This is a genomic window from Streptomyces flavotricini, from assembly GCF_020639365.1.
Classification (GTDB): domain Bacteria; phylum Actinomycetota; class Actinomycetes; order Streptomycetales; family Streptomycetaceae; genus Streptomyces; species Streptomyces flavotricini.
The window spans coordinates 4,782,812-4,796,109 of sequence record NZ_JAINUL010000001.1; the positions used below are offsets into that span (position 1 = coordinate 4,782,812).

General features: G+C 74.0%; 7 protein-coding genes. 4 read left to right on the forward strand and 3 right to left on the reverse strand.

From position 1 onward, the window contains the following. Positions 1-89 precede the first annotated feature (89 nt). Positions 90-4,175 carry an AfsR/SARP family transcriptional regulator gene (locus tag K7B10_RS21720; RefSeq protein ID WP_229338220.1) on the forward strand — a complete coding sequence of 1,362 codons (4,086 nt, stop codon included), beginning with the start codon at positions 90-92 and terminating at the stop codon, positions 4,173-4,175. On the opposite strand, the gene K7B10_RS21725 is transcribed toward K7B10_RS21720, so the two are convergent. Together K7B10_RS21725 and K7B10_RS21730 are read right to left on the reverse strand one after the other, a co-directional pair. Then, positions 4,162-6,183, reverse strand: a complete 2,022-nt coding sequence (locus K7B10_RS21725; RefSeq protein WP_229338222.1) for a sigma-70 family RNA polymerase sigma factor — start codon at positions 6,181-6,183, stop codon at positions 4,162-4,164. The two genes, K7B10_RS21720 and K7B10_RS21725, sit on opposite strands and share 14 nt — an antisense overlap. A gap of 291 nt (positions 6,184-6,474) precedes the next feature. Further along, positions 6,475-7,245: a TetR/AcrR family transcriptional regulator gene (locus K7B10_RS21730; protein ID WP_229338224.1), complete on the reverse strand. Its 771-nt coding sequence runs from the start codon at positions 7,243-7,245 to the stop codon at positions 6,475-6,477. Positions 7,246-7,587: 342 nt separating this feature from the next. Between K7B10_RS21730 and K7B10_RS21735 the strand changes: the two genes are divergently transcribed. Further along, on the forward strand, positions 7,588-9,006 hold the full coding sequence (locus K7B10_RS21735) for an NAD(P)/FAD-dependent oxidoreductase (RefSeq protein ID WP_229338226.1): 1,419 nt from the start codon (positions 7,588-7,590) through the stop codon (positions 9,004-9,006). A 113-nt stretch (positions 9,007-9,119) separates the two neighbouring features. Then, positions 9,120-10,880 carry an ATP-binding SpoIIE family protein phosphatase gene (locus tag K7B10_RS21740; protein WP_229345279.1) on the forward strand — a complete coding sequence of 587 codons (1,761 nt, stop codon included), beginning with the start codon at positions 9,120-9,122 and terminating at the stop codon, positions 10,878-10,880. A 73-nt stretch (positions 10,881-10,953) separates the two neighbouring features. Here K7B10_RS21740 and K7B10_RS21745 read toward each other — a convergent pair whose 3' ends face one another. Next, on the reverse strand, positions 10,954-12,237 hold the full coding sequence (locus K7B10_RS21745; RefSeq protein ID WP_267502229.1) for an MFS transporter: 1,284 nt from the start codon (positions 12,235-12,237) through the stop codon (positions 10,954-10,956). 124 nt (positions 12,238-12,361) lie between these two features. Here K7B10_RS21745 and K7B10_RS21750 point away from each other — a divergent pair, with 124 nt between their 5' ends. Then, on the forward strand, positions 12,362-12,898 hold the full coding sequence (locus K7B10_RS21750; protein ID WP_030292304.1) for a MarR family winged helix-turn-helix transcriptional regulator: 537 nt from the start codon (positions 12,362-12,364) through the stop codon (positions 12,896-12,898). Positions 12,899-13,298 lie beyond the last annotated feature (400 nt).

The window sequence follows — 13,298 nt, forward strand, 5'->3', positions numbered from 1 at the left end:
GGGCTCACCGGCAGCTCCGCCGGGACCTGGCGCGCGGGTCCCGCGAAAACCCTCCGGCACCCGCGGCAGGCGCAAGGCAGAATTGCCCGGTGCGGTATCTCATCCTTGGCGTCACCGAGGCGCGCGACGAGACCGGCGCCCCCCTCCCCATCGGCGGCGCCCGCCTGCGCGCGCTCCTCGCCGCCCTCGCGCTCCGCGCCGGCGGCCCGGCCGCCGCCACCGTCCCCGACCTCGTCGACGACATCTGGGGCGACACCCCGCCGCAGGACGCCCCCGCCGCCCTCCAGGCCCTCGTCGCCCGGCTCCGCCGAGCCCTCGGGAGCCGGAACGCCGTCCTCGCCGACCCCGTGGGCGGCTACCGCCTCGCCGTCGCCGACCGCGACGACGTCGACCTCCACCGCTTCACCCGCCTCGCCCGCGAAGGTGCCCGGCAGCTGTCAGCCGACCCCGCGACCGCCGCCGGAACCCTCCGCACCGCACTCGCCCTCTGGCGCGGCCCCGCCCTCGCCGACCTGCCGGAACCCGGCCGCTCCACCTACGCCGCCACCCCCGAAGCGCACCGCGTGGCCGCCCTCCGCGCCCGCATGGACGCCGAACTCCGCAGCGGGGCCACCGACCCGGCGTCCCTCCTCCCGGAGATCGAGGCGCTGATCCGGGAGCACCCGTACGACGAACCCCTGCGCGCCCAGCAGCTCCGCGCCCTCCGCGCGGCCGGCCGGCCCGCCGCCGCCCTCGCCGCGTACGAGCACACCCGCCGCACCCTCGCCGATGCCCTGGGCACCACCCCCGGACCCGAACTCAAGGCCCTCCACGCGGAACTCCTCCGCCCCGCACCCCCGGCAACCGCGCCCTCGGCGCCGCCGACGCCCCCCGGGGCGCAGGCACCCCCACCGGCCCCCGGGCCCCCGTCGACAACGCGTCCGGCTGCCTCCGGATCCCGGGTGGACCACCCGACGCACCCCGTGCCCGCTGCGCCGACCGCGTACCCGGCGCCCCCGTCGGCGGGAGAGGTACCCGCGCCCGCAGCGCATCCCGCAGCCTCCGGATCCCGGGTGGACCAGCCGGCGCCCCCGGGGTCTCCGGCGCCGACCGCGTACCCGGCGCCCGCGCCCCAGGCGCATGCCGTAACCCCCGGGCCCGCGGCACCCGCCGCCTCCCCGCCGTCCCCCGGGCCCGCGGCGCATCCCGCAGCTCCCGGGCCCTCCCGAGAGCCGGAGGCAACCGGGTCCCCGCTGCTCCCCGCGCTCCCCAGGCCCCCCGCGTTCCCGGAGGCGCCGACGGCGAGCCCCCGTCCCGCGCGCCCAGCGGCACCGGCACTCCCCAAGCCCCCCGCCCTCCCCGAACTTCCCAAGTTCCCCGGACGCCCGGCGGCACCCGCCCGCCCGGCGGCACCCGCGCTCCCCACCAAACCCGCGCACCCCGCCCCGCCCGCGCCCCCCGCGCCCGCGCCCCCCGCCCCGCCCGCGCCTCCGGCGCGTCCCGGCTCCCCGTCGGCACCCGTGAGCCCTGCATCCGCACCGCCGGCCACGCCCGCCACGCCCCCCGCACCTCCCGCGCCTCCGCCACTCCCCGCGCCCCCGGCCCCCGCGTACCCCACGCCCCCACCCCCGGCCCCCGCGCGCCCCGCAGCCCCGTCGGCGTCCCTCGCGGAGCCGGTGGCGCCGGCCGCGGTCGAGCCGTCCGTCCAAACCGCCCGGCCCTCCGGGAACCTCCGGCCCCGGCTCACCTCGTTCGTCGGGCGGGAGCCGGAGCTCGCGGGGCTGCGCGGCGATCTGGCCCGGCTGCGGCTCGTCACCCTCATCGGGCCCGGCGGCTCCGGCAAGACGCGGCTCGCCGAGCACGCGGCCGCCGCCGACCCCGAGCCCGGCTGGCTCGTCGAACTCGCCCGCCTCGACCACCCCGGCGCCGTACCCGGCGCCGTCCTCAGCGCTCTCGGCCTGCGCGAAAGCACCCTCGTCGCCCGCGAGAAGACCCCCGCCGACGACCCCGCCGCCCAGCTCGTCGAGCACTGCGCGAACCGCCGGCTGCTCCTCGTCCTCGACAACTGCGAGCACGTCATCGGGGCCGTCGCCGAACTCGCCGAACGCCTCCTCACCCACTGCCCCGGCGTCCGGATCCTGGCCACCAGCCGCGAACCCCTCGGCGTACCCGGCGAAACGGTCCGCCCCCTCGACCCCCTGCCCCCCGACCCCGCGCACCGCCTCTTCGCCGACCGGGCCGCCGCCGTACGCCCCGGCTTCACTCCCGCCGAGGACCCGGCCGCCGTCGCCGAGATCTGCGCCCGCCTCGACGGGCTCCCGCTCGCCATCGAGCTGGCCGCGGCCCGGCTGCGGCTGCTCACCCCGCGCCAGATCGCCGCCCGCCTCGACGACCGTTTCCGGCTCCTGACCAGCGGCTCCCGTACCCACCTGCCCCGCCAGCAGACCCTGCGCGCCGTCGTCGACTGGTCCTGGGACCTGTTGGAGGAGCCCGAGCGCACCGTGCTGCGCCGGCTCTCCGTCTTCGCCGGCGGCTGCGACCTCGCCTCCGCCGAAGCCGTCTGCACGGACGACACCCTGGACGTCGCCGACGTCCTCGGCTCCCTCGTCGACAAGTCCCTCGTCGTCGCGGCTCCCGACCCCGACGACGGCACCGGCATGCGTTACCGCCTGCTGGAGACCATCCGCGAGTACGCCGCCGAACGCTCGGCCGCCCACCCGGCCGACCGCGGCGCCACCGCCCACCGCCACACCGCCCACTTCCTGGCCCTGGCGGAGGAGGCCGAGCCCCTCCTGCGCGGCGCCGCCCAACTGCCCTGGATCCGGCGCATCGAGACCGAGCTCGACAACTTCCGCGCCGCCCTCCTCCACACCATCGAGACCGCCGACGGCGCCGAGACCGGCCAACGCCTCGTCCTGGCCCTCGGCTGGTTCTGGTGGCTGCGCGACTACCGCACCGAGGGCGCGCAGTGGGCCGCCCGGGTCCTGGGGTCCGACCCGGCGGAGCCGCCCGAGGGCACCCCCGAGTACTGGCGCTTCATGCGCACGCAGATGCTGGGCGCCCTCCTCCTGGCCGAAGGCCACGCGCCGGAGGAGTTCCGCACCCCGCGGAACATCGCCCTCGCCGAACGCCTCCAGGAGGTCTTCCGCAACGGCGGCCGCGAGACCGCCCGCTTCCCCGGCATGCTCTGGCCGATGACCACGTTCCTCACCGGCGACCCCCTCGCCGTCCGCGACGGGCTCGACGAGACCGTCGACAACTGCCGCCGCCACGGCGGTGACTGGGAACTGGGCATCGCCCTGATGCTCCGCACCCACGTGGCCATCGACCTCACCGGCGGCCTCCCGTCCGTCGACGCCGACCTCGCCGAACTGCACGAGATCGCCCATCGCGTCGGCGACCGCTGGACCCGTGCCCAGGTGGCGAGCGCCGCCGGCGAGGTCGCCCTCTCCCGCGGCCGGTACGGCTGGGCCCGCGCCGAGTACGAGGAGTGCCTGCGCCTGGCCGGCGAGGTGGGGGCTCACACCGAGGTGCCCTTCGCCATCGCCCGGATCGCTGAATCCGCCTTGTGCTCCGGGGAGTTCGACGAGGCCGGACGGCTGCTGGCGGAGGTCGCCCTCGAAGTCGAGCGCTACGGCGGGGTGTACGACGTCCAGGCCTACAGCGGCATGCTCACGGCGCTCCTCGCCCTCATCCGCGGGGACCTCGCGACGGCTCGTACCGAGTGCGAGCTCGCCCGCGCCGCCTCGGCAAGGATCTCGGCGCCCCCGCAGCTCGCCGCCGGACTCGACAACATCGACGCCGTCCTCACCGCCCGGGCGCACGGCCCGCAGGCCGGCCTCGCGAAGCTCGGGTCGGCCCTGGCCACGGCCGTCGCCGCGCACTGCGCCGAGCGGGTCCTGGCCTCGCTCTCCGACAGCGCGGCGGTACTGCTGTCCGCGGCCGGGCGCACCGCGGAGTCCGTACGGGTACTGGCGGCGGCCACCGCCTGGCGCGCGGGCCACCCGCGTTCGGTCCCGGAACAGGCCGCCGTCGCCGGACTCCCGGCCGACGCGCGCGCCGTACTCGGCGCCGATCGCTACAGGGTGGAGGAGGCGGCGGGTGCGGAGCTCTCCCCGGCCGAGGTCGCCGCCCTCGTGGCCGAAGCCGCCGAAGCCGCCGAACCCGTCGAAGCTCCCCGGATCACCGGCAGCTGATCACGGCGTCGGCCCAGCTCGCCAGCGTCGGCAGACGGCCCTGTCCGGCCTGCTCCACCACCAGCCGCAGCGTCTTGCGCCCGGCCAGGGAGACGTCGACGGCGGCGGCCGGATCCCCGAACCCGAGCGCGTCGGAGCGCCACAGCCGCTGCCCGTCGGCGTACACGGAGAACCGCACCGTGCCGTCGGTGAAAAGTGACAGGTCGTCCACCCCGGCCCGCGCCGAGAAGGAGGCGCACTGCCGGTTCAGGGTGATCTCCACCGAGGACCGGGAGTTCACGGTGATCCCCTGCGCGAACCGCCGGTCGGCGATCCGCAGCCCCCACCGCTGCCACACCCAGCTGCTGCGCCCGGTCTGCAGCTCGGGGCCGCTGTGGTCGCCGAACGCCGCGTGTCCGATCCCCGCCAGCCGGAACCCCTGGGCCGGCTTCGGCGCGGACGGCGAAGGCGAAGGGGACGGCTTGGCCGGGCTAGGGCTCGCGGACGGCGTCGGCGTGGGCTTCGGCGCCGGGGAGACGGGCGGAGCCGGAGCCAGGGCCTTGGGCTTCGAGGGGGAGGGAGCGGGCGCGGGCGCAGTCCCCGGCTCGGAGGGTACGGAGCCCTGCGCGACCGGCGGCTCCGCATGCGTCGGCGCACTCGTCCGCGGAGCCGGTACGAGCGGCACCACGGGCGCCGCCACGCTCGGGGCGGGCGCCGCCGCGGGCCCCGGCTCCGGATCGTCCCCGGCCAGCGCGAACACCACCCCCGCAGCCGCGGCGACCGCGATCCCGGCGGCGATGGCGGCCTTGACCGGCAGCCCGAGCCCCTCGGAAGCAACCGCGCCCCCGAGCCCGGACCCGGCACCGCCACCAGCCCCACCGGCAGCCCCGGCCCCCGCAGTCCCCCCGGCAGCTCCAGCCCCGGCAGCCCCGGTGCCGACGGCTCCGGCCCCCGCTCCCACCGTGGATCCGCCCGCGCCCGCGGCCGCGGCGGCAGCCCCCGCGCCCCCCGCCCCCGCGCCCCCCGCGGCCGCCACCCCGCCGGCCACCACACCGGCCGCCTTCGCCGCGTACCCGGCGGCGAACCACCCGATGACCGCGACCGGCAGCAGCGCGGGAATGCCCGCGTTGACGTCTTTGAGCTCGCCGACGGCCAGCCGGCACTTCGCGCACTCCTCGAGGTGCTTGCGCAGTCCGCGCTCCGCCCGCATCCGCAGCCCGCCGCGGGCATACGCCCCCAGCCGGTCCGCGTACCGCGCGCAGTCTCCGCCCGCGCTCAGCGCCGAGCTCACATGCGCCTGCAGATAGGCCTGCTTGAGCCCCTCCCGGGCCCGGCCGGCCAGTACCGCGGTCGCGTTGGCGCTCAGCCCGAACAGCGGGGCGATCGCGCTAGGCGAGGCGTCCTCGACGGTGGTGTGCCACAGCACGGCCTGCCACCGCTCGGGCAGGCTCCGGAACGCCTGCATCGCCAGCGACTGTTCGGCCTCGTGCATCGCCCGCACGTCCGCGCCCAGTTCGAGGGTGTCGTCGCCGGACAGGCCGGACATGCCACCGCCGACCTCGGTCCGCGCGGCCGCCTGCTCCGCGAACACCGCGAAGTCCTCGACGAGATGCTCCCGCCGGGAGGTCTTCGCCCACGCCGCCGCGACCCGGCGCACCGTGGTCAGCAGATACGCCCGTACCGACTGGTCCGGCCCGGCCCCGCCCCGTACCGCCTGCAGCGTCCGCGCGAACACCTCGGCGGTCAGGTCGTCGGCCGTGTGCCCGTCGCGGCAGCAGGTCCGCGCGTAGCGCCGTACGGAATCCGCGTGCCGGAGGAACAGCTCCTCGTACGCGCCGTCGTCGCCCTCGCGCATCCGCGCGATCAAATCACCGTCGGAGGGGGGAAGATCGGATCCGGCGTAGCCCTGGGCCGCGTGCCGGCCGCGGCGCGGTCCGCGCTGCGCGGGGACCTGGCGTGCGGCCGGAGCCTCCGCCTCGACCTCGCTGCCGGCACCGCCGAACGGCTCTTCCCGACCGTCAACGCCCATCGCGGAAGCCCCCGCACGCCACACTCAACCGGTACACCGTTCAAGCGTGTCACACGGGGGGCGCGCGCCGGACCCGTCTTCCCGCCATCCACACGTCCGGGGGAACATCCCGTGAAACCCCGACCACTCCTCACTCTTTCGAGCGAGCGGCTGTTCGGGTGACCGTTCGACGAACTGATCGAGGAACGGGTCGAACCGGGTGATGAACCGGGCGATGAACCGGTCGGCAGGCGGGACGGGCGACGGCACGCACCCCGCGGGGGCGTCCGCGAGGACCGTGCCCCGTACGGCTCAGGCCGTCCGGGACCGCAGCCCTTCGAGCAGGATGTCGAGCAGCCGGGACGAAGCCGCCGCCTGCTGCGCCGCGTCGGGCAGCGCCGGAGCGGCCGTGGCTATCACCAGCAGCACATCGGCCACCGTGACGTCACCGCGCAGCTCACCCGCCTCCCGGGCGCGGTCCACCAGCCGGCCGACGACCTCGAGCAGTGCGCCCGCGCCCGCGTCCTCCGAGGGCTCGTCCTCGACGGGAGTCCGCGCGCCCACGACCCGCAGATCGGGAGCCCCGCCGGTCACGCCCGCCTGGCGCTGGTGCGGAACCCGCGCCGACGGCTCTTCGATCTCGTCCTCGCCCGCCGAGCCGACCCGCAGCACCTGCGGCGGCAGCAGCCGCCCGGCGCCCGAGGCCACGGAGGTGCGCAGGAAGCGCGACAGCGCCTGCCACGGCTCCTCCTCCTGGCCCAGTGCGGCCTGGGCCTGCTCGGTCAGCCGGGCGGTCTCCTCCTCGGCTATCCGGCGGACCAGGACGTCCTTGCTCGGGAAGCGCCGGTACACGGTGCCGACGCCGACGCGGGCGCGCCGCGCCACGTCCTCCATCGGGGCCCCGTAGCCCAGCTCGCCGAACACCTCGCGGGCAGCGCGCAGCACGTGTTCGAGATTGCGCTGGGCGTCGACGCGCAGCGGCGTGGAGCGACCCACGCCGTGCGTCGTGCCGCCGGCCATCAGGCGGCCGCTGCTCTCACTCGAGAGCGCGGTCGCGGAACCATGGAAATCGGAAATATGCATATGTATCCCCCGGTAATCATTTGTCTCCCCCCGGAGACACTCCCCGCCTTCGTGTCGAGGTGGGCCACGGTCATGTGGGCCCCGGTCTTACTCCTCGACGAGATACGAACATAGTTGAGCCAGAGTCAATTCAGAAGAGGCAGCCCCGGACGGACCACCGCCCGATCGGAGCATTCACCCCCACTTTTCCGATCCAAGCCCCCGGAATCACCCCTTCCGCACCACCTGACCTGCGGAACTCCACCCCCACTCAAGCCATCCGACAGCCCCGTACCGGCACCCCCTCCGGTCACACAATGTGTCAGGGCTGTGGACAAACTCCCGGCCACGTTGCGTCATGGGATGGTGAAGGCTGCTAACTCCCGGGGCACGGCCCCCGGTACCCCGCCCCGTACGCGCATCCTCGTCGTCGGCGGCGGCTACGTCGGCATGTACACGGCGCTCCGGCTCCAGCGAAAGCTCAGAGCCGGCGAAGCCGAGGTCACGGTGGTCAGTGCCGAGCCCTACATGACGTACCAGCCCTTCCTCCCCGAGGCTGCCGCCGGCTCCATCTCCCCGCGCCACGTCGTCGTGCCGCTCCGCCGCGTCCTCGGCAAATGCCGCATCGTCATCGGCGAGGCCCAGCGCATCGACCACGCCAAGCGGACCGCGACCGTCGCCACCCTCGCCACCGAGGACGAGGGCACCGGTCCGCTGGAGATCGAGTACGACGAACTCGTCCTCGCCCCCGGATCTGTCTCCCGCACCCTGCCCGTCCCGGGACTCGCCGACTACGCCATCGGGTTCAAGACCGTGGAAGAGGCCATCGGCCTGCGCAACCACGTCATCGAACAGCTGGACATCGCCTCCTCCACCCGCGACCCCGCCCTCCGCGACGCCGCCCTCACCTTCGTCTTCGTCGGCGGCGGCTACGCGGGCGTCGAGGCCCTCGGCGAACTGGAGGACATGGCCCGCGACGCGGTCCGGTACTACCACAACATCAAGCCCGAGGACATGAAATGGGTGCTGGTCGAGGCCAGCGACCACATCCTCCCCGAGGTCGGCCCCGAACTCGGCGTCTACACGGTCCGCGAACTGCGCCGCCGCAACATCGACGTACGCCTGGAGACCCGGCTCGAATCCTGCGAGAACCGCGTCGCCGTCCTCAGCGACGGCGCCCGCTTCCCCACCCGCACCGTCGTGTGGACCGCGGGCGTCAAACCGCACCCGGTCCTCGCCGCCTCCGACCTCCCGCGCACCGAACGCGGCCGCCTCACCTGCACCGCCTTCCTCACCGTCGACGGCGTCGAACACGCCTGGTCCGCCGGCGACGCCGCCGCCGTCCCCGACATCACCGCCGAGGAGCCCGGCCGCGAATGCGCCCCCAACGCGCAGCACGCCGTCCGCCAGGCCAAGGTCCTCGCCGACAACCTGGTGGCCTCCCTGCGCGGCGAGCTCCTGACCGAGTACGCGCACAAGTACGCGGGCTCCGTGGCCTCCCTCGGCCTCCACAAGGGCGTCGCCCTCCTCTACGGCCGCAAGCTCAAGGCCTACCCCGCCTGGCTGATGCACCGCACCTACCACCTCAGCCGGGTCCCCACCTTCAATCGGAAAATGCGCGTCCTTGCCGAATGGACCCTCTCGGGCCTCTTCAAGCGTGAGATCGTCTCCCTCGGCTCCCTCGAACACCCCAGGGCAGAATTCGAACTCGCCGCAGGACAAGGCCACAAATTCCCCCCGCCCCCACCCGCCCCCAACCCCCCGAAGGACAGTCAGGGCTGACGTTGTCAGTGCGCTCGGCCACACTGGACGTGTGACCATAGGTGGGCCCACGCCTGCACACAGTGACATTCACGGCACAGCGACCACTTGCGACACCACGAGGCTTGAACGCAGTGAACTTCACGCGCTGGAGCGCCCGTTTTCCCGGAACGCAGCGCCGCGCCGCCGCCCGGTCCGAACACGCCGCCGCCCAGGCCAAGCGGGGTGAGGGCGCCGTCCCGGCAGCCCGCGCCGCCGCCCGCCACGCCACGGCGCCGGACGACGACCCCGCGGACCCCACCGTCTCCGGCACGGGGACGGGCGGCGCAGGCACCGGCCCGGGCAGCGGCAGCGGCGTCCTCGCCGCCGTGCCCTCCCTCGACGAGCTCTCCGTACGGGAGGTCCTCGGTCGGCTCCCGGCCCTCGTCGCCCTCGTCCACGGCCCCGAGCACCGCGTCGCCTACGTCAACGACGCCTACACCGCCGGATTCGGCCCCCGCCCCGCCGGCGCGCCCGCCCACGAAACCCTCCCCGAACTCGGCGAGCTCGGCCTCCTCCCGCTCCTCGACCAGGTCCAGCGCAGCGGCAAGCCCCGTACCGCCAAGAACCGCACCGCACCGGGCGGCACCAGCTCGTACACGGTCACCTGCACCCCCGTCGAGTTCCCCAAGGCCGACACCGAAGGCGAAGCCGACCCCCGGCACACCGGGGTCCTGATCCACCTCGCCGACGTCACCGACCACGCCGAAGCCGTCGAACGGCTGCGCGCCAGCGAGCGCCGCCAGCGCGAGGCCGCCGTCACCCTCCAGCGCTCCCTCCTGCCGCAGGAACTCGAACAGCCCGACGACCTCCGCATCGCCGCCACCTACCAGCCCGGCGGCACGGAGGCCGCCGTCGGCGGCGACTGGTACGACGTCATCACCCTCGGCGCCGGCCGCACCGCCCTCGTCATCGGCGACGTCATGGGCCGCGGCGTCCGCGCCGCGGCCGTCATGGGCCAGCTGCGCACCGCCGTCCGCGCCTACGCCCGCCTCGATCTGCCCCCGCACGAGGTGCTCCAGCTCCTCGACGGGCTCGCCGCCGAGATCGACGCCAGCCAGATCGCCACCTGCGTCTACGCCGTCCACGACCCCAACGAGGGCCTGCTCGCGTACGCCTCCGCCGGCCACCTCCCGATCCTCGTCCGCGACGAGGACGGCACCGTGCGCCGCGCGGCCGACCCCACCGGCCCGCCGCTCGGAACCGGCGGCTGGCTGCACACCTCCGGCACCATCGCCCTGGGCCCCGGCTCCACGGCCGTCCTCTACACCGACGGCCTCGTCGAACGGCGCGGCGAGGACATCGACGAGGGCGTCGCCGCCCTGGAACGCGCGCTCTCCGGCGCCCAGGGCACTCCGGCGGTCATCTGCGACCGCCTGATGCGCGCCCTCGGCGTGGACGCCGACCACGACGACGACGTGGCCGTCATGGTCCTCCAGCAGCCGAGCCGCACCGGAGCCGACGCCGAGCTCTTCCACAACGCCGCCCTGGAACTCCTCGGCGGCGTCGAGGCCGCCCCGCGCGCCCGCGCCTTCGCCTCCGGAGTCCTCGCCTCCTGGCGCTTCCCGGTCGAGCTGTGCGACCTCGGCGTCCTGGCCGCCAGCGAGCTCGTCGCGAACTCCCTCCAGCACGGCACCCCGCCCATGCGGCTGAGGCTGCGCCGCACCGACCGCCGCCTGATCATCGAGGTCACCGACGGGGACGACCACCTCCCGCGCCGCCGCCGGGCCGAACCGGCCGACGAGACCGGGCGCGGCATCTCGATCATCGCGACGATCGCCTCCTCCTGGGGCTCGCGCCGCACCCCGGGCGGCGGCAAGGCCGTCTGGTGCGAGTTCGCCCTGCCGGACAAGTAGCGGGCGCCGGGTACGCGAAAGGCCCGGTCCACGGGGGACCGGGCCTCACTCGCATCTCGTGTCTCGCGCTCTCCTACGCGGGCACGCGCTCGGGCTCGGAGGTTGGCACGACCACCGCCGGCACCGCCTCGTCCTTCAGCAGCGACGGCTTGTCCTGCACCGGGCTCAGCTGCTTGCCGAGGCGCAGCGCCAGCCACGCGATCCCCAGCGAGACCGCGACGAACACCCCGATGTAGAGCATCGGCACACCCGCACCCAGCGGCACGCCCAGCGGTCCCAGGGCCAGCGCCATCTGCTTGACCAGCGCGAAGGCCGAGTTGTACTGGCCCACCGAACCCTCCGGCGCCAGGTCGGCGACCAGCGGGGCCAGGGTCGGCGACAGCATCGCCTCGCCGATGCCGAAGAGCGCGTACGTGGTGATGAACGCGGCGGCGGCCATCATCGCGCTGCCGTGCCCCAGCCCCGAGAACCCGGCGATGACCCACGCCACGGTCCAGATCAGGCCGACCAGCGCGATGACACGGGACCGGCGGCGCTTCTCGACCAGCTTCAGCACGACGAACTGCGCCACGACGATCGCACCGGTGTTGGCGGCCAGCGCGAAGCCGAGGGTCGACGGGGAGATCCCGGCGGCCTCGGTGCCGAAGGCGGCGAGACCGGATTCGAACTGTCCGTAGCAGGCGAAGAAGATCACGAAGCCCAGCACCAGCAGCTTGACCATGGCCTGGTGCTCGAGCAGCCGCTTCCACGCACCGCCGGACCGTGACGCGTCACGCGGCACGGCGTCCTTGATGCTCGGCGCGTGCGGCATGCGCACGGTGAGGATGACCCCGGCCAGGACCAGGAACATCACGGCCTCGATGCCGAACAGCAGGGTGAAGCTGGCGGGCCGGCTCTCGTCGACGATCTGGCCGCCGATGAGACCGCCGATGCCCAGACCCAGGTTCTGCATGAAGAACTGGAGCGCGAAGGCACGGGTACGGGTGCCCGGCGTCGAGCACCACACGATCATCGTGGCCAGCGCGGGCTGCATGACGGCCTGCCCGGCGCCGAGCGCCAGGGCGGACAGCAGGATCGGCACGATGCCGGTGGACAGCCCGAGCGACAGCGCACCGGCCGAGGCGGCGACGGCCGCGCCGATGACCACGGGGACGGGACCTCGGCGGTCGATGACCCGACCGGTGAGGGGAAGCGCGACCAGGGCACTCACGGCGAAGGCCACGAACGCGCTCGTGGCCGCCATGGAACCCAGACCCCGCACCTGCGCCACGTAGATGTAGAGGAACGGAACCGTGAAACCGATGCCGAACGCGGTCAACGCGTTGCCGGCCTGGATCCGCCGCATCGCAGCGCCCATCACCCTGGTCACTTCTCACCGCCTTTGAGAACTGAAGCCCGAAGACTTCATACCTAAACTTCGACCCTTAACTCTACACATCGAAGGAGTTAGATGCCAACGGGCCCGTGCGATACTTCGAACCATGGGTGACACCCCCGACGGCACCGCGCCCGTCCACGAGCCGAGCCTCGACGAGCAGATCGCCGTCTATCAGCGCGAGTTCCAGGACCTCGATCCGCAGGTCGAGAAGGTGGTCTCGGCGCTGAGCCGGCTGAACCGCCGCATGAACGTCGCGTACGGACGCCAGACGGCCGCTCTGGGCATCAGCAACGCGGAGTGGGAGGTCCTCAAGGCCCTCGTCATCTCCGGAGCCCCGTACCGGATGGGCCCGAGCGAGCTCGCGAAGCAGCTGGGCCTCACGCCGGCGGCGATGACCCACCGGATCGACCGCATGACGGCGGAGGGACTGGTGACGCGCGAGCGGGACGAGTCCAACCGGGTCCGCGTGATCGTGGAGCTCACGGACGAGGGCCGCAGCAAGTGGCTCGACGCCATGAGGGCGGCCACGGTCTTCGAGGAGGACCTCCTCCAGGACCTCTCCACGGCGGAGCGGGGGGTGCTGGGCGACATGCTCACGCGGCTCCTGGACCGCGTCGAGGACCTCCAGTCGCCGAGCTGACCGGCACTTGAGCTGGGGGGTTGACACCGACCCCGCGGATCCGTAAGGTTCTTCGAGTTGTCCCAGAGCCGGAAGGTTTTGGCGACGACACATCCCGCCGCCTCGTTGCGGCACCCAACTCAGCACGATCTCCCACCGGGAACCAATTCGGCATGCCCGAATTAATTTCCGAAGGCCGATTATGAATCGGTCGGGAAATCCACTAGAGTTCTGGGAGTCGGAAGGGCCCAACAGCCCGGAAGACAAACCCCGCTGACCGGGGGTCAGGCCCGAAAGGATCTGATAGAGTCGGAAACGCAAGAACGAAGAACGAAAGCCCGGAGGAAAGCCCGAGAGGGTGAGTACAAAGGAAGCGTCCGTTCCTTGAGAACTCAACAGCGTGCCAAAAATCAACGCCAGA